The organism is Psychrobacter sp. DM4 (genome assembly GCF_051307035.1).
Lineage (GTDB): Bacteria > Pseudomonadota > Gammaproteobacteria > Pseudomonadales > Moraxellaceae > Psychrobacter.
In genome coordinates this window covers 1,601,761-1,618,986 of record NZ_CP195536.1, presented here as the reverse complement: position 1 = coordinate 1,618,986, position 17,226 = coordinate 1,601,761, and the positions used below count along the sequence as shown (strand labels likewise).

General features: G+C 43.8%; 13 protein-coding genes. 9 read left to right on the top strand and 4 right to left on the bottom strand.

All coding sequences use genetic code 11. The features are described from left to right. Window positions 1-47 precede the first annotated feature (47 nt). Window positions 48-1,874, bottom strand: a complete 1,827-nt coding sequence (gene aspS, locus ACR64G_RS06845; RefSeq protein WP_435980668.1) for an aspartate--tRNA ligase — start codon at window positions 1,872-1,874, stop codon at window positions 48-50. A gap of 384 nt (window positions 1,875-2,258) precedes the next feature. Between aspS and sohB the strand changes: the two genes are divergently transcribed. From sohB to ACR64G_RS06820, 5 genes are all read left to right on the top strand, one after another. After that, on the top strand, window positions 2,259-3,245 hold the full coding sequence (sohB, locus tag ACR64G_RS06840; protein WP_435978572.1) for a protease SohB: 987 nt from the start codon (window positions 2,259-2,261) through the stop codon (window positions 3,243-3,245). Window positions 3,246-3,494: 249 nt separating this feature from the next. Next, complete coding sequence (locus ACR64G_RS06835) at window positions 3,495-4,730, top strand: acyl-CoA dehydrogenase family protein (protein WP_435980667.1); 1,236 nt, start codon at window positions 3,495-3,497, stop codon at window positions 4,728-4,730. 41 nt (window positions 4,731-4,771) lie between these two features. Beyond that, window positions 4,772-6,043, top strand: a complete 1,272-nt coding sequence (locus ACR64G_RS06830) for a phosphotransferase family protein (protein WP_435978571.1) — start codon at window positions 4,772-4,774, stop codon at window positions 6,041-6,043. A 128-nt stretch (window positions 6,044-6,171) separates the two neighbouring features. After that, window positions 6,172-6,933: a histidine phosphatase family protein gene (locus ACR64G_RS06825; RefSeq protein WP_435978570.1), complete on the top strand. Its 762-nt coding sequence runs from the start codon at window positions 6,172-6,174 to the stop codon at window positions 6,931-6,933. Window positions 6,934-7,304: 371 nt separating this feature from the next. Continuing rightward, window positions 7,305-8,006, top strand: a complete 702-nt coding sequence (locus ACR64G_RS06820; protein ID WP_435980666.1) for an SDR family oxidoreductase — start codon at window positions 7,305-7,307, stop codon at window positions 8,004-8,006. Window positions 8,007-8,091: 85 nt separating this feature from the next. Here ACR64G_RS06820 and ACR64G_RS06815 read toward each other — a convergent pair whose 3' ends face one another. Both ACR64G_RS06815 and ACR64G_RS06810 read right to left on the bottom strand, forming a co-directional pair. Next, entirely contained in the window at window positions 8,092-9,789 is a 1,698-nt protein-coding gene (locus ACR64G_RS06815) for an AMP-binding protein (protein ID WP_435978569.1), read from the bottom strand. A 529-nt stretch (window positions 9,790-10,318) separates the two neighbouring features. Continuing rightward, the gene (locus ACR64G_RS06810) at window positions 10,319-10,879 is read right to left on the bottom strand and encodes a thioesterase family protein (protein ID WP_435978568.1); all 561 of its coding nucleotides are present in this window, start codon (window positions 10,877-10,879) and stop codon (window positions 10,319-10,321) included. A 187-nt stretch (window positions 10,880-11,066) separates the two neighbouring features. Here ACR64G_RS06810 and xthA point away from each other — a divergent pair, with 187 nt between their 5' ends. The 3 genes from xthA (at window position 11,067) to ACR64G_RS06795 (ending at window position 13,931) form a co-directional block, all read left to right on the top strand. Then, complete coding sequence (xthA, locus tag ACR64G_RS06805; protein WP_435978567.1) at window positions 11,067-11,894, top strand: exodeoxyribonuclease III; 828 nt, start codon at window positions 11,067-11,069, stop codon at window positions 11,892-11,894. Between the two features lie 58 nt (window positions 11,895-11,952). Further along, complete coding sequence (gene argJ / locus ACR64G_RS06800) at window positions 11,953-13,176, top strand: bifunctional glutamate N-acetyltransferase/amino-acid acetyltransferase ArgJ (RefSeq protein WP_435978566.1); 1,224 nt, start codon at window positions 11,953-11,955, stop codon at window positions 13,174-13,176. Window positions 13,177-13,532: 356 nt separating this feature from the next. After that, window positions 13,533-13,931 carry a DUF4377 domain-containing protein gene (locus ACR64G_RS06795; RefSeq protein WP_435978565.1) on the top strand — a complete coding sequence of 133 codons (399 nt, stop codon included), beginning with the start codon at window positions 13,533-13,535 and terminating at the stop codon, window positions 13,929-13,931. 76 nt (window positions 13,932-14,007) lie between these two features. On the opposite strand, the gene ACR64G_RS06790 is transcribed toward ACR64G_RS06795, so the two are convergent. Next, window positions 14,008-15,441, bottom strand: a complete 1,434-nt coding sequence (locus ACR64G_RS06790; protein ID WP_435978564.1) for an L-serine ammonia-lyase — start codon at window positions 15,439-15,441, stop codon at window positions 14,008-14,010. A gap of 368 nt (window positions 15,442-15,809) precedes the next feature. On the opposite strand from ACR64G_RS06790, the gene ACR64G_RS06785 reads away from it, so the two are divergent. Continuing rightward, window positions 15,810-17,207: a solute carrier family 23 protein gene (locus ACR64G_RS06785; RefSeq protein ID WP_435978563.1), complete on the top strand. Its 1,398-nt coding sequence runs from the start codon at window positions 15,810-15,812 to the stop codon at window positions 17,205-17,207. Window positions 17,208-17,226: the final 19 nt, after the last annotated feature.

The following is a 17,226-nucleotide window of genomic DNA, read 5'->3' as shown; positions in this document are numbered from 1 at the left end:
AGCGTTCACATAACCTTGTATAATTAAAGTAGTCTCTGCTTGAACATCTATTGAGCAGGTCTATCCGTATCTGCCTGAACTTTTTCACGCAAGCGTATGCCAAGTTCACGCAACTGCTTGGGATCTACAGGAGCAGGGGCTTCTGTCAATGGACAATCGGCTGTCTTGGTTTTTGGGAAGGCAATGACGTCTCGGATAGAGCTTGCGCCTACCATAAGCATAATCAATCGATCTAAGCCAAAGGCTAAGCCACCATGCGGCGGTGCACCGAATTTAAGCGCATCAAGTAAGAAGCTAAATTTATCTTCAGCCTCTTGCTCATCGATACCAAGCGCTTCAAATACGGCCTGTTGCATCTCAAGGGTATTGATACGTAAGCTACCACCGCCGATTTCAGTACCATTCAATACCATATCATAAGCAATAGAGAGTGCTGATTCTGGATGGTCTTTTAGCTCATCAACAGAGCCTTTAGGCTTTGTAAACGGGTGATGCATGGAGGTCCAGCGACCATCGTCAGTCTGCTCAAACATCGGGAAGTCTGTAACCCAAAGTGGCGCCCACTCGCAAGTCGTCATCTCAAGATCGAGACCGATCTTTTGACGTAGTGCGCCCATAGCATCATTCACGGTACTGGCTTTATCTGCGCCAAAGAAGATGATATCGCCGCTCTCAGCGCCAGTACGTTCAATGAGACTAGCAAGAACGTCGTCCGTCATATTCTTAATGATTGGAGATTGCAGACCTGACTCTTTATCAACGCCATTATTGACATTACTGGCATCATTGACTTTGATATACGCCAAACCACGTGCGCCGTAGATGCCAACGAATTTGGTATAAGCATCGATTTGTTTACGGCTGATCGACGCACCATTTGGTATACGTAGGGCGGCCACGCGACCTTTTGGATCATTCGCCGGACCTGAGAATACCTTAAAATCCACGTCTTTCATCAAGTCAGCAACGTCAATCAGTTTAAGCGGTATACGCAAATCGGGCTTATCTGAAGCATAGTCACGCATCGCTTCCTCGTAGGTCATACGCGGAAAATCATTCAGCTCGATATCCATCATAGTTTTGAATACGTGTTTGATCAGACCTTCGTTGATAGTCATGATCTCCTCTTCGTCTAAAAAAGAGGTCTCGATATCGACTTGGGTAAACTCAGGTTGACGATCAGCGCGCAGGTCCTCATCACGGAAACATTTAGCGATTTGATAATATCGATCAAATCCTGACACCATGAGTAGCTGTTTAAATAGCTGAGGCGACTGCGGTAAGGCAAAGAAGTTGCCCGGGCGTGTACGTGACGGTACGAGGTAATCGCGCGCACCTTCTGGAGTCGCTCGAGTCAAGATAGGGGTCTCGACATCCAAAAATCCATGATCATCTAAATAGCGGCGAATCGCTGAGGTCGCTTTGGCACGGAACACCATACGCTCTTGCATTTGCGGTCGACGCATGTCTAGGTAGCGATATTTGAGACGCAGGTCTTCAGACACCGTTGTGTTATCATCATTCAATGGAAAAGGCGGCGTCTCAGACTTGGCTAAGACCTCGATCTCTTTACCGAGCAGCTCAATTTGACCGCTGGTCATATTAGCATTTTCAGTACCTTCATAACGACGACGCACGCGTCCTGTAATTTTGAGCACATATTCAGGACGAGCAGCATCAGCAATCGCAAAAGCCTCTGGCGTGTCTGGATCGACGACGACTTGCAATATGCCAGCGCGGTCACGCATATCTAAGAATATTACTCCACCATGATCACGACGACGATGTACCCAGCCTACGATAGTGATGGTTTGCTCAAGTAAGCTCTCTGTTACGGCGCCGCAATATTCGTCTCGGTAGCCGCTTTGCGTCATAGTGCTCTGTGTCATAATATTTAGTTATCCAGTTGTCAGATCAGATCGATTCAAAGGCAGTAGTGCAATCATCACTATATTCAATGTTAAAAATTGAGTTGATAGTAATCAAAAGAGAGTCAACGTAATTGGGAATAATCATAACCACTACGCTGACGGTAGAAAATTTTATGCAAACGCATATTATGCCTAATGTGCTTTTGTTATACAACTCTGATACGACAATATGCGCGTTAAGACACCCGTTAAAGACTTGAAAACGCATTCTTGTGCGCTCATATCTGAATGACCAAAAATACTATGTATTCTTATATCAAATATCAAAATTGTTCATCACCAACTAATGTCTCAGGTTACGACTCTCTTCAATAAAAGGAATGTTTCATGTTATTTAATCCACCCAAAAATCCCGTAGAACTCAAAGTCCGTCATCTCAACAAAGCGCAAGAGCAGCGCCGTGAAGATCTTATGGAAGCGACTCAAGGTAAAGCTGCATTAAAATTACTGAAAAAAACTATGGCAAAACAAGCCAAGCAAGCCCTAAAAGCTAAGGCCAAAAGCAAGAAGAAAGATAAAGACGCTAGTAAAAGCTCGCAAGTTTTTGTATTGGATTTCGATGGTGACATCAAGGCTAGCGCCGTCAAGCATTTGCGTGAAGAGATCAGTACGCTTATCAGTACAGCAAACAAAGGTGATGAGGTGGTCGTACGTTTGGAGTCGTCAGGCGGGGTAGTCCATGGTTATGGCCTTGCGGCCGCGCAACTGGCTCGTCTAAAAGATGCAGGTTTGACACTGACGGTTTGTGTGGACAAAGTCGCTGCGAGTGGCGGCTATATGATGGCATGTGTTGCGGACAAAATCGTCGCTGCGCCCTTTGCAATTATAGGTTCAATCGGCGTCGTCTCACAATTACCAAACTTTCATAAATGGCTCAAAAACCACGACGTCGACTACGAGATGTTCACCGCTGGTGACTACAAACGTACGGTTACGGTATTTGGTGAAAACGACGATAAAGACCGCGCTAAATACCAAGAAGAGCTTGAGCAGACCCATGAGTTGTTCAAGCATTTTGTGACCAACTATCGTCCAAAGCTTGACCTAGACAAAGTGGCGACAGGCGAGCACTGGTATGGCGAAGATGCGCTTGAGTTGAAATTAGTCGATAGTTTACAGACCTCAGACAGCTACTTACTAGCGCTAATGGAGGACAACGAAGTCTACGCACTTCATTCACGTCAAAAACCAACTTTGGCTGAGAAGCTAGGGTTAGCGCAAGCCGCAGAAGCGACATTGGCAATGGCAATCGATAAACTACCAGACGCCCTAATGCGTTTCGACTTAAACCAGCGCCTAAACATTCTTAAATAAACTTAAAAGCACTGTAAGCATATCCGATAGCGTCGGTAACTGTTTATGTTTTGTAAAGGCGTGTCCTAATGGGTCGCGCCTTTTTTGCTGTTTATTGGTAAAGCCTATGTTATAAATGTAGGATACAAAATAGAAGTAAACGTACGTACACTAAAATCTAAATTTATTTCAAAGTTGCACTGACACTGCATAACAAGGAAAAGGAATACCACAATGTCTACAGACAAACCAACGACTACTTCAAAAGCAATGTTTGCGGTCAGTGACCACGGTGAAGAGTTACATAGCCGAGTTAAGGATTTCATCGCCACTAATATTGAGCCTATCGAAGCACAGTTTTGGCACGATTGTCACAAGCAAAATCCAGATGGTAACTGGAAAAACTGGCAATGGCCTCAAAAGTACGAAAGCCTGCGCAAACAAGCCCGCGAAGCAGGTCTTTGGAATCTATTTTTGCCTGATGACACGTTAGGCGCAGGCTTGTCTGTAACAGATTACGCACCGATAGCCGAGCTGACAGGTCGCAGTCTTTTAGCGCCTTACATCTTTAATTGTAATGCACCTGATAGTGGCAATATGGAGTTACTATGGCGCTACGGCAGCCAAGAGCAGCAAGACAAATGGTTGACGCCATTGTTAGAGGGTAAAACCCGCTCTGTATTTTGTATGACGGAGCCTGAAGTTGCCTCAAGTGATGCAACCAATATGCAAGCAACTGCTGTCGTTGACGGCGATGAGATCGTTATTAATGGTAGTAAATGGTGGTCGTCAGGTCTGGGCGATCCTGCGGTCGATGTGCTCATCGTCATGGCTCATACGCCAAGCGAAGATCAAGATCGTCATCATCAGCATTCTATGGTGCTCGTCCCTGTTAAGACCGCAGGCGTTAACATCGAACGTATGCTAAAAGTATTCGGGGATTATGATGCTCCTCACGGGCATGGTGAGGTTAGCTTTGATAACGTGCGCGTACCCGTCGACAATTTTATCGGTGGACCTGGTATGGGTTTTGAGATTGCGCAGGGCCGCTTAGGGCCAGGCCGTATTCATCACTGCATGCGCTGTATTGGTGCCGCTGAAAAATCACTAGAGCTTGCGATCAAGCGCGGTACCGAACGTACTGCTTTTGGCAAACCTTTATTGCAACTAGGCGGCAATCTAGAGCGTATCGCTGAAGCACGCATTAAGATTGATCAGGCGCGCCTACTGACTCTTTATGCCGCGCAAAAGATGGATAGCCAAGGTACTAAAGCGGCTCTAACTGAGATATCAGCGATTAAAGTCGTTGCGCCAACGGTACTCCAAGACGTAGTCGATATGTCGATCCAAATTCATGGTGGTATGGGTGTTTGTCAAGATACTATGTTACCTAGTTTCTATGCTCAAGCTCGTGTATTACGCTTAGCTGATGGTCCTGATGAAGTTCACAAGACCATGATTGCCAAATTAGAATTGAAGCGTCATGGCGTTCGTCTGAAGCGTTAAAAAATAGCCTAGGCACATATAAAAAGAACGAGGGACATCAGATGGTTGATAGTAATAAGCACAGTGAAAGTGAGCATAGCGATACAGATTCCAAAGTATTGGATAAAGGTGGCGAGATTCGCGAAGGCGAGGAGCTAGATGCAGCAGCGGTCAGTATATGGCTACGCGATCAAGGCATTGATATCAAAGGTAAGCCTGTCGTTACTCAATTCTCAGGTGGCGCGTCCAATTGGACGTATCGCCTAGAGTATGATAATCAAGACCTAATTTTGCGTCGTCCTCCAAAGGGCACTAAGGCAAAATCTGCTCATGACATGGTGCGTGAGTTTACGGTACAAAAGGCGCTAGAGGATGCCTATCCCTATGTCCCAAAGATGATCGCTCTGTGTACTGACGAGAACATTATCGGTGCTAACTTTTATGTAATGGAGCGTATGGAGGGCATCATTCCAAGAGCTAATTTGCCAAAGGAGATTGAGCTTAGTGTCATTCAAACGCGAGCCTTATGTACTAATGTTATCGATGCACTCGTTGAGCTTCATCAAGTAGACTACAGAGATCATCCTGATTTGGTTGAATTAGGTCGCGGCGAGGGTTACTGTGAGCGTCAAGTGAGCGGCTGGAACAAGCGCTATGTTAAAGCTAAAACACCTAATGTGCCAAGCTTCGCTCTTGTGCGTCAATGGCTGACTACTCACACGCCAAGTGATATCAAAACGTGCGTTATTCATAATGACTGGCGCTTTGACAACGTTATTTTGAATGCGGACAATCCAACTGAGGTCATCGGTGTACTTGATTGGGAAATGGCGACTCTTGGCGATCCATTGATGGATTTAGGCAGTGCGCTAGCATATTGGATTGAAGTCGATGACAATGTCATTATGCAGCAATCACGTCGTCAGCCTACACATTTAAAGGGTATGATGACTCGTGATGAAGTGGTTGACTACTATCTCAAGCAAACGGGGCTCAAAGTCGATAATTGGACATTTTATGAAGTGTTCGGTTTGTTTCGTTTGGCGGGTATCATTCAACAGATATATTATCGCTACTACCATAAACAGACTAAAAATCCTGCTTTTAAGAATTTTTGGATTATCGTTCATGTGTTACATGCCAAGTGTCTTAAGCTCATTGCAAAGTATGAAGGCGAGGCATTATTTACGAGTCGTGTACAGCCGCATTTACAAGAGATTGGCGTGGACGCAGCGATGGTCGAACAATTGCCATCACCTATACAAAAGGTAATCAGAAGCGTATTACCAAAAGGGTATTTTGAGTCAGAATCTAATAAATCTGCCGACAGCTGACTTGTCAAAAATGTAGAAGACAAACCAGTGAGTTAACAGTAGCTCGCTGGTTTTTGTTTATGGATATAGGGACATACATCAAATAAATACAACAATATCAAATACAACAATATATAGGCACTATTACTATGACAACTATCTTGCTCGTACGCCATGGCCAAGCCTCTTTTGGACAAGAGAACTATGACAAGCTCTCTGATCTCGGTATTACCCAAGCAAAGCTGCTCGGGTCACACTATGGTGCTACGCAGCGCCGTATTGATGCTATATACAGTGGCAATCTAATAAGACAAAGAGAGTCCGCCCAGCATTTTTGGACACATTATCAGTCCTCATTCAAACAGAGCCATACCGCACTATCTGATAGTATCTATAACTCTCAAAATGCACAAAACTCAATACTGCCAGTATTCGATGAGTTCAATCATAAAGATGTATTTGTCAAATCCAACGCCGCTTTTGGTAATAAAGGCACTATTTCTGCCGAGATTGCCAAAGCTGACGTACCTAACGCACGTCTAGCAGAGTTGTTTGATGAGGCTATGCAACGCTGGCATGCTGGCGATAACGATAGTGATTATATTGAGAGTTGGGCACAGTTCAATAAGCGCGCTCAAAGTGGACTTGAGCAAATACGGGCACAGATAGCAGAACGAGATGATCTGAGTCACGATAGTACAGTGGTCGTATTTACTTCTGGCGGGGTTATAGCAGCGATAAGCGCGCAACTATTAGAGCAGGGCAGTCAGCTCGCCTATGCCTTGAATAGGAAGCTTATCAATACAGGTGTGACGGCTATCACTATTCATAAAAATGGCGCGCGGCTGTTGTCTTTAAATGAGCACAGTCATCTATTCGCTGAAGGTGAGCGTTTTGTTACTTGGCGATAATTTTGGCGAAGTTAACAGTAACAGAGGATACTATCCATGTTAAGTGAATACTTAGATATCTGAGAGAATATAGTGTGCTACACACAATTGCCGTTCAATTGCGCGCAAAATCATACTACAATGTCCTTTTTTAGCCGTACACTTTCGCCGTAATAAGACTATATTTAAGTATCGTAGTCGTACTGATATACAAGGAGCGCTCTATGCAAAGTACATTAGTAAAATTAATAAGGCAAACAGCCAAGAACCGTAAAGCGCAATGGGTTAGTGCACTCAAACCTGGACGCTATCTAGCTCGACTCAATAAGCAGCAAATCGGTTATGGCAAAACCGTTTTGATCACAGGTGCCAGCTCAGGACTTGGTGAAGGCATGGCATGGCTGTTCGCTAATCTTGGCTACAATTTAGCGATCTGTGCTCGCCGTACCAGCCGCCTAGAGCAGTTAAAAAGCGATATCTTGGATAAGTACCCTGATATCCGTGTTGAGTACCGAGGATTGGATGTGACCGACTATAATGCTATTTTTACCGTCTTTGATGCTTTTGTTGCAGACTTTGGTGGTATTGATCGGGTAGTGGTGAACGCCGGTGTTGGTGAGAGTCGCCGCATAGGCAAAGGACGCTTTAACATCAACAAGCGCACTGCTGAGATCAACTTTATATCAGCATTAGCACAGTGTGAGGCCGCCATGAAAATATTTCGTAAGCAAAATAGCGGTCATCTGGTAGTGATATCGAGCATGTCAGCGATGCGCGGCCTGCCAAAACATATGACTACCTATGGTGCTAGTAAAGCGGGTATTGCTCACTTGGCTGAAGGAATTCGCGCTGACATGTTGCTAGAGAACTTACCGATTACCGTCTCAACTATTTTCCCAGGATATATCCGCACTGAAATTAACGAAAATGCTAAGCCTTTACCGTTTGAAGTCAGCCCTGATAAAGGATCTAAAGCTATCGTGGCGGCTATAGAGTCAGGAGCGGCTCAAGCTTATGTACCAAGCCTACCTTGGTCTATCGTCGGTCCAGCGATGAAGTACTTACCCTTAAAGATCGTTACCAAGGTAAGTTAAATCAGCTCATAGCATAAATAAAAAAGCACCATACATAGACTGTAAGGTGCTTATTAATTGGACACAAGCTTTGAATATCAAGATATCAAGGCTGAGGATGATCAGCTAAATGTTTTTCACGTAGCTTTTGACGTAGTACCTTGCCTACATTGCTCTTAGGTAGCTCATCTACGAACTCGATGTAGCGCGGACACTTGTATCCTGTCAAATTATCCAGTGCAAAGTCTTTAACAATATCTTTAGTGACGTTAGCATCGGTGCGTATCACATAAATCTTGACCGCTTCTCCTTGACGCTCATCAGCGATACCTATCACAGCGCAGTCCGTAATACCGTCACAATCTAACATAACTGATTCAATCTCATTGGGATAAACGTTGAATCCTGACACCAATATCATATCTTTTTTGCGATCAAGTAGTCTGATATAGCCTTGCTCGTTCATACTCACAATGTCACCAGTACGGAAATAACCATCCTTGGTAAAGTCCTCACTTGAGTCTTTATTTAGGTAACCAAGAGTGACGTTAGGACCCTTGATACACATCTCGCCTGCCTCATTTATACCAACACGATTACTTTCTTCATCAATTATGATGACATCAACACTAGGGACAGGTAGGCCAATAGTACCATTGAACTTACGATCGGTTACGATATTGGCAGTACCCGCAGCGACGCCTTCGGTCATACCCCAACCTTCGATCATTGCACAGCCTGTGACCTCAAGCCAGCGTTCAGCAGTTTGCTGAGTAGCTGCCATACCACCTGCTTGTGAGATACGTAAAGCACTAAAATCAAGATTACTGAAATTGGGGTTATCAAGCAACCCTTTGAATAAGGTATTAACCGCAGGAAATACATGGAAGGGCTGTTTAGACAAGGTTTTTATAAACCCTGGAATATCTCGAGGGTTGGGTACCAATATAAAGGTATATCCTGAGCGCATGGCAAGCAAGCTTAGCATAAAGGCAAAAATATGATAAAGCGGTAGAGCCATGACCATATTAATATAAACCTCATCAATCTCCGAGGTTATAGGACGCGTCCACGCTTCAGATTGTAATGCTGCTGAGACGACGTTACGCTGCGATAAGATAGCGCCTTTTGATAATCCTGTAGTACCGCCTGTGTATTGCAAAAATGCTTTTCGTTCTAAAACCATTGTTGGCTTTTGAAAAGGCAAATTCCTGCCACGTCTAAGGACGTCAGGGAACTTGGTGACTTCATGCTTAGGGTCGTTAAGCTTGTATTTGGGCACCAAACGCTTAACTCTGCGGATGATCGTATTGACCAAAATACCTTTAAGTCCCATCATATCGCCCATCTTCGACAATACAATATGTTTAATTTTAGTCTCATCAACGACTTGTTCTAGTGCTTGAGCAAAATTATCGACAACGAATATCGCCGTGGCGCCAGAGTCGTTAAGTTGGTGACGCAATTCGCGACCTGTATACAAAGGATTGACTGGCGTACAGACGTAGCCGGCACGCAGTATTCCGATCATGATAGGTAGATATTGCGGTACGTTTGGCATCATTAGAGCAATCACGCTTCCTTGCGGTAAACCCTGCGCTTGCAACCATGCTGCTACTGCCTGAGAAGCATCATCAACATCACCGTAAGTATGAGTAACACCCATGCAGACGCTCACAGGATGTAAGCGAAAGCGCGAAAAACTCTCTTCATAAAGATCAATCAAGCTACTATATTGATCTGGATCAATGGTCTTTGGTACATTACTAGGATATTGAGCAAGCCAAGGTTTGTTCACTGTCATAATCAGTGTCCCATAAAAGATAATCGAAATAGAGTGTCTATAGATATGAGTCGTCTAAATTTATCGTCTATAAATAAAGACTAGATAATACAAAGACATACTTAAGCAACAAATTAACATAACTACAATTGCGCTAGAGAATGTATCTTAACACTGTTCGGTTTGTAATTTATATTGATTATCAAATTATTTTGTGAAGCAATAATACTCGGATAAACGGTTATCGTTAGTAGACAAAATGTCCTTTGTCTTTCTCCGTAGTCATTCACAATTGGATAGCGCATTTACCACCAAGATATAAAGTATATGACTAGTCGATGAACATTTATACTTACCAAGCTTATGACAAAAAGGGAATAGAATTTGTAATGGAAAACTAAGTCAGACACAGACGATGCTAGAAAAGAGCGTCTATGAACTAAAGAAGTAAACATATTTGTAAACGAACATACGGGTAGTATACAAATGGGCTACTAGCTTGAAGTAGCCTATTTGAATCTCGATATTTATCAGTGGAACGCTATGTAAGCTAATGCTTTGACTCATGAGTCGCTATCGCCTGATCAATAACAAGGCAAAGACTTTTTGGAACGCGAACGGGCCGCACGGATGCCACATTTGCAACTGGCGTTATGATGTCTGATTTATCTTTTGAAGAAGGTGAGGTAGCACTAGTGCTTAATTGATTCTGTACGCAAGCAATGACGATTTTGGCGCTACTCAAAAGCGTAGCACTCTGCGCTCGATAAATACTTTGATAAAAGATAATACTAGCTGGTCTTAACTCAACTTTGTCGATACGTACGTTGATAACTTCGTCCAAGAAAATAGCTTGGCGATACTGAAGGGCGGCTTGGCTGACGACAAAATGCTGTACTTGACCGTTATCATTTTCTAAAAAATAACCGTTAATACCTATTTTGGTAAACCAATCGCGGCGACAATTTTCGAAAAATACTAAATGATTGGCATGATAGACGATACCGCCAGCATCTGTATGATTGATATAGATGTGATAGTTCGTTGCGAATAGAGGAGGGGCTGCTTCTTTGACGGCACTAGAGGCGGTATCGTTATTAGTCTGATTCATAAAATTCTCGATAGATTGGTCAACGTTATTATCGTGTACTTTAGCCTACGCATTAGAGGCGCGCAACAGCTAGCAACACGCAATTCTGTTATTATACGGACAGCATTTGAGTGGCTCAGATAAGTAAATAACTGAGTAAGCAGATTATCTGAGCAATATATCGCTTCATTATCTTATAGGAAAAAGTATGACCCGTTTTGTTAGCTTCAATATTAATGGTATTCGCGCCCGCCAGCATCAGTTAGAGGCAGTACAAGCCGTTATTGATCCCGATGTGATGGGCTTACAAGAGACCAAAGTCCATGATGAGCAGTTCCCGCTAAAGAATATAGAGGGCCTTGGGTATCATGTAGAATATTTTGGGCAAAAAGCACATTACGGCGTCGCTCTACTCTCAAAAGTTGCCCCTATATTTGTGCAAAAAGGATTTCCGGGCGATAGTGCTGACGATCAAAAACGTTTTATTCACGCGCGCTATGTTATAGAGGGTCGTGAAATTGACGTACTAAATGGCTATTTCCCGCAAGGCGAGAGCCGAGACCATCCGACTAAGTTCCCAATGAAGCGTGCTTATTATGCTGATTTGATCGATTATGTCGATATGCTAAAGAACGAGGGCCGTACCATGATCGTCATGGGAGACATGAATATCGCTCCAGAGGATATCGATATTGGTATCGGTGAGGCTAATGCCAAACGCTGGCTTAAGCAAGGCAAGACCTCGTTTTTGCCAGAGGAGCGCGAATGGTACGAGACATTGATGTCGCGTAAACTCACTGATACTTATCGTTTGCATTACCCAGATAGTGAGGCCTTTTATAGCTGGTTCGATTATCGCAGTCGCGGCTTTAACGATGATCCCAAACGCGGTATGCGCATTGATCATATTCTGTGTACTCAAGACTTAATCGAACACTGCGTAGATGCAGGCGTCAGCTACGAGCTACGAGCTATGGAAAAACCCTCTGACCATGCGCCTATCTGGTCAGTGTTTAATTTAAATAAAAGTAGTTGAATAATTTAGATATTAATCCCTTAAATACAAAAACATATTCAAATTATAGGAGTCTAGTATGGCTGTTGGCGACGTAACTATACCTAGTACTATTTATGCTATTGATGGCATTACCCTTAGCGCAAGCGCCGCTGGCGTACGTTACAAAGACCGTGATGATCTGGTAATTATTCAGATTGGTGAGTCTGCCACTACTGCTGTGGTAACGACCAAAAATACCTTTTGCGCGGCGCCCGTACGCGTTCTACGTGAGCACTTTGCTCATAGTAGCCCGCAGTATTTGATCACTAATACTGGTAATGCCAACGCGGGTACTGGCGCTGATGGTATCCACCGCGCCAAAGACATTTGCGCGACTTTGGCAGAAAAAACTAACGTCGATGCTCATGCGGTACTGCCATTCTCAACAGGGGTTATTGGCGAGCCGCTCAATAGCGATGCGATCATTACTGGACTTGATGCCGCACTGGGCGCGCTTGGATCTGATAACTGGCTCGCCGCCGCGAATGGTATACGTACGACAGACACGATCCCTAAGCTTGCCAGTCAAAAAATTGTGGTAGACGGTACTCCTTATCATGTGACTGGAATGTCAAAAGGCTCTGGCATGATACGGCCTAATATGGCAACGATGCTTGGGTTTGTGGCGACTGATGCCAATATCTCAGCTGAGTTACTCCAACAGATACTCGTTACCATTAACGAGCAATCTTTTAACCGTATCACTGTCGATGGCGATATGTCGACCAATGACTGCTGTGTGCTAATTGCAACGGGCGTTGCCAGCTCTGATGTGATTGACAGTCCTGATCATCCTCATTATCAGCCTTTGATTAATGCGCTTACAGAGGTGTTTTTGCGCTTAGCGCAGCTTATCGTTCGAGATGGAGAGGGCGCTACCAAATTTATGACAGTCAAGGTAACTGGCGGCAAAACGACTCAAGAGTGCTGTGACGTTGCATACGCAGTTGCGCATTCGCCGTTAGTCAAAACAGCATTTTTTGCTAGTGATGCCAATTGGGGTCGTATCTTGGCAGCAGTCGGTTATGCTGGCATTGAAGATTTAGATACGGAGCAAGTAGACGTGTTTTTAGATGAGGTCATGATTTGTCACCATGGTGTTGTGGCACCAGATTATACCGAAGCGGCTGGTAAAGAGGTGATGGCGCGCGCTGAGATTACCATTCTCATCGACCTAGCACGAGGATCAGCGACAGATACGGTCTATACATGTGATTTGTCCTACGAGTACGTCAAAATAAACGCTGATTATCGCAGCTAACTGTTTACGTTCAGTCATATGCTATGTTCGACCATATGACTGATAACAGTTGCAAATACTGACGTTAAATTACAAACCAGTTATAGAAGATAAGGTTTTAAAGCTCTTATACTGACCTAAGCATTTATAGGAACGCTAAGGATATGGCATTAGATCGTTCAGATCTAAGAGACATGAATTAGCGTTCTTATTACTGTAAGAATATTATCTATATCGTTCGATATGGCTATGTTGTGTCTATAAAGATGTTGCTTTAAAGTCTATGGCATCACAGTCTTTGCCATTTCTATACTTTAATCTGACGATATCGATAATCAATACTAAGTATTTAATAATAAACATATGAGGATTAACCGATGAAAAAATTAGCAATAGCAGCATTGATGACCACTTTTACTCTGGCCGGTTGCTCAAGTATGGGTCTAGACGACCAGCGTACTATGGTTGTAGAAGGTCAACCTATGGATGTCAAAGTCGTCAACATCAATAGCTTTGAAGTAGAAGTTGCTCCGCGTAAAGCAGTATGTGACCTGACTGCTACTGACGGTACCAAAGTAGAATCAACTTGCTTGCAATATCGTCACACTTATCAAAAGAACTTCACTAACTTAAGTGGCGATATCCAAGGCTTTACATATGAGCCAAACTATCGCTATATGCTAGACGTTCGCCAAGAAGCTGTTGCTGATGAAGCGTCAGGCATGGTCAAGCCAGTATGGTTACTTAATGAGGTTATCTCAAAAACGCCTGAATAATTATGGGGCTTAACTGACTTATTGAACATAAAAAACCGCTACTTTGTTAGCGGTTTTTTCTTTTAGAATAATAGAATTAGCATTGACTGTAATTCACGCTGACGCCGCGAGTCGCTGTAGGTATGCGATTATCAGCATACACAGCCAGACCGCCGCGTGCGGTCTCTTTGTATTTATCAGACATATCAGCGCCCGTTTGTTTCATGGTTTCGATTGCCTTATCTAGCGACACCATATGTTGCCCATCTCCTCGGCAGGCGAGGCGCGCTGCATTAATAGCTTTGACGGCACCCATTGCATTACGCTCGATACAAGGCACTTGTACCAAACCGCCAATGGGGTCACAAGTGAGACCTAAGTTATGCTCGATCCCAATCTCTGCCGCATTCAAGCATTGGGCAGGATGACCGCCTATAATCTCAGCAAGCGCAGATGCAGCCATTGCACAAGCAGAACCGACCTCACCTTGACAGCCGACTTCTGCGCCAGAGATGGAAGCATTTTGTTTAATTAAGCTGCCAATAGCAGTAGCGTTTAACAAAAACTTGCGTACACCATCTTGGTTATAGCTTTGCAAAAAATCACGGTAATAATGTAGTACAGCAGGGATGATACCCGCAGCACCATTTGTTGGTGCAGTGACTACATTACCGCCATTAGCGTTTTCTTCGTTGACTGCCAGCGCATACAAATCGACCCAATCCATAGCAGCTAGCTTATCGCTTTGGGCTATAGGTTGGTCTTTTTCTGCGCATAATTGCAAGTACAGAGCCTGTGCTCGGCGTTTGACCTGCAAGCCGCCTGGCAATATGCCACTGCTTTCACAGCCTTGTTCAACACATCGCTCCATAACCTCCCAGATACTATCTAAATAAGAGTAGATCTCGTCCAAACTACGGTAATGACACTCGTTTGCCAGTACCAACTCGCTGACACTCAATTGATGCTGATTACATTGCTCTAGTAGCTCTGCCGCATTATTAAAGGGATAGGGAATATCATCGATAGTGGGACTGGCATGATCCACATCGGGGTTGGTAGCGTCTTCATCATTGATAACAAAGCCGCCGCCGATAGAGTAGTAGGTCTGCTGGTAGTGAGTGCCGTCCATCAAATGAGCGCGCAAGGTAAGCGCATTGGGATGATAAGGTAAAACAGTATCGTCATACCATAGAACATCTCGCTGAGCATCGAATTCTATAGTATGTATGCCAGACAAATTAAGCTGATTATCAACAAGAATAGGAGACAAGTAGAGATCAGTTTGACGTGTATCTATCGTACTTGGGGTATGACCTAGTAAGCCTAGTAGTATAGCAGTGTCTGTTGCATGTCCTTTACCTGTAGCCGCAAGCGAACCATAAAGCTCAATCTCAATTGATTTTATATCACTCACGCTTGCTTGTCCCAGTATGGAGTCCAAAAATAGATTAGCCGCAATCATGGGGCCTACCGTATGTGAGCTTGAAGGGCCAATACCTATTTTGAATAAATCAAATACACTAATCATAAAGCTACCAACATTTAAAAGAGCGGGGTGAATTTATGCTTTCTGCGGTGTTTCATAGCTGAAAATCTTTTATTTATAAAGTATTTCAGCTATTATGCTGAGCAATACGGTCTATGTAACATTCTGTAAACTTATTGCTAGTTATAACGTTAATCTATTGCTGGTTTCAATATCCTTGATAAGGATTGAGTAGAACACAAGTATTCATAGACAGCCAGCAAAAAGTCAATTAGTTAACAAATAGTTGTTACAGACCAAACTCTTAGTTATTACTATGCATTCTATAATAACTTTTTATTTACCTATCCCTCAAGCAATCACTAGTCAATATCGACCTCTTTATCATTTTACTCTATTAGGATTAGCGCATGACCTTGCCATCAGAGCCTTCTTCGACACCTAACAAACCAGATGCGCTAACCGCTGCTGGTATAGATCCTACGGCGATGCAATTGATTGATGATCCAGACTTTGATAATAATCGCTGGTTTCCCACATGGCGTGCTTATAAAGGCAATTTGGATGTCGATCCCGTTGGTATCAACGAATATCTGCCGCCGTCTAAAAGCATCTTACTCGGTATTCAACATACCTTTGCGATGTTTGGAGCGACTGTATTAGCACCGCTACTTATGGGTTTTGATGCCAATCTCGCTATTTTGATGTCTGGTATTTGTACGGTAATGTTTTTTATTATTACTGGCGGGCGTATGCCAAGCTATCTGGGCTCAAGCTTTGCCTTTATTGGTCCTGTGATCGCGGTGACCGCCTATGCGGGTATGGGCTTTAATAGTGGTTTGGATGTAGCCTTGGGCGGCATCATGGTATGCGGCATCATTTACTCCTTAGTGGGTTTGCTGGTTATGAAGACTGGCACAGGCTGGATCGAGAGTTTAATGCCGCCTATCGTCACAGGCGCTATCGTTATGATTATCGGTCTTAACCTAGCTCCTGTGACCATCCAAGGGGTATCTGCCAATCAGTTTGATGCTTGGATGGCAACGCTTACGGTCTTACTTATCAGCGCAGTGGCAGTTTTTACGACTGGTATGCTTAGACGGTTGCTGCTGTTAGTAGGTTTGATATTGTCCTATATTGCCTACTTTGTAATGACAAATATTTTAGGCTTTGGCATACCCATCGACTTTAGTACTATTCAAAGTGCAGCTTGGTTCGGACTGCCTACTATCTACACGCCGCGCTTTGAGCTTAGCGCTATTATTTTGATTGCCCCTGTGGCTTTTATTTTGATTGCCGAAAACTTAGGACATTTCAAAGCAGTAGAAGGGATGACCAAAGCGCGCGTAACGCCTTATATGGGCCGCGCTTTTCTGGCTGATGGACTGGCGACGACTTTTTCGGCAGGTTTTGGCAGTACTGGAGTCACCACTTATGCTGAGAACATCGGCGTCATGGCGGTGACCAAGGTCTATAGTACGACCATCTTTGTCATTGCAGGGTTGGTTGCTATTATCCTTGGTCTCTCGCCAAAATTTGGCGCGGTGATTCAAACGATTCCGCTAGCACTATTGGGCGGTGCGTCCATTGTTGTCTTTGGTCTAATAACCATTGCTGGCGCAAAGATCTGGATTGACAATCACATTGATTTTAGCAAGAATAGCAATCTAATTATCGCTGCGGTCACCGTTATTATGGGCGCAGGTAACTTTAGTTTAAAATTAGGGGAGTTTGATTTGGGTGGTATTGGTACAGCGACGCTTGCTGCTATTGTGCTCAATGCTTTGTTTAATCTCAAAAAAGACTAGTACCTGTCTAGCGTTTGCC

What these genes read in the sequence shown, in the direction of transcription:
- sohB (WP_435978572.1), top strand. Translation starts at nt 2,259, where the DNA reads ATGTTATTTAATCCACCCAAAAATCCCGTAGAACTCAAAGTCCGTCAT.
- ACR64G_RS06790 (WP_435978564.1), bottom strand. Translation starts at nt 15,441, where the DNA reads ATGATTAGTGTATTTGATTTATTCAAAATAGGTATTGGCCCTTCAAGC.
- ACR64G_RS06835 (WP_435980667.1), top strand. Translation starts at nt 3,495, where the DNA reads ATGTTTGCGGTCAGTGACCACGGTGAAGAGTTACATAGCCGAGTTAAG.
- ACR64G_RS06820 (WP_435980666.1), top strand. Translation starts at nt 7,305, where the DNA reads ATGGCATGGCTGTTCGCTAATCTTGGCTACAATTTAGCGATCTGTGCT.
- ACR64G_RS06825 (WP_435978570.1), top strand. Translation starts at nt 6,172, where the DNA reads ATGACAACTATCTTGCTCGTACGCCATGGCCAAGCCTCTTTTGGACAA.
- argJ (WP_435978566.1), top strand. Translation starts at nt 11,953, where the DNA reads ATGGCTGTTGGCGACGTAACTATACCTAGTACTATTTATGCTATTGAT.
- ACR64G_RS06795 (WP_435978565.1), top strand. Translation starts at nt 13,533, where the DNA reads ATGAAAAAATTAGCAATAGCAGCATTGATGACCACTTTTACTCTGGCC.
- ACR64G_RS06815 (WP_435978569.1), bottom strand. Translation starts at nt 9,789, where the DNA reads ATGACAGTGAACAAACCTTGGCTTGCTCAATATCCTAGTAATGTACCA.
- xthA (WP_435978567.1), top strand. Translation starts at nt 11,067, where the DNA reads ATGACCCGTTTTGTTAGCTTCAATATTAATGGTATTCGCGCCCGCCAG.
- ACR64G_RS06810 (WP_435978568.1), bottom strand. Translation starts at nt 10,879, where the DNA reads ATGAATCAGACTAATAACGATACCGCCTCTAGTGCCGTCAAAGAAGCA.
- ACR64G_RS06785 (WP_435978563.1), top strand. Translation starts at nt 15,810, where the DNA reads ATGACCTTGCCATCAGAGCCTTCTTCGACACCTAACAAACCAGATGCG.
- aspS (WP_435980668.1), bottom strand. Translation starts at nt 1,874, where the DNA reads ATGACGCAAAGCGGCTACCGAGACGAATATTGCGGCGCCGTAACAGAG.
- ACR64G_RS06830 (WP_435978571.1), top strand. Translation starts at nt 4,772, where the DNA reads ATGGTTGATAGTAATAAGCACAGTGAAAGTGAGCATAGCGATACAGAT.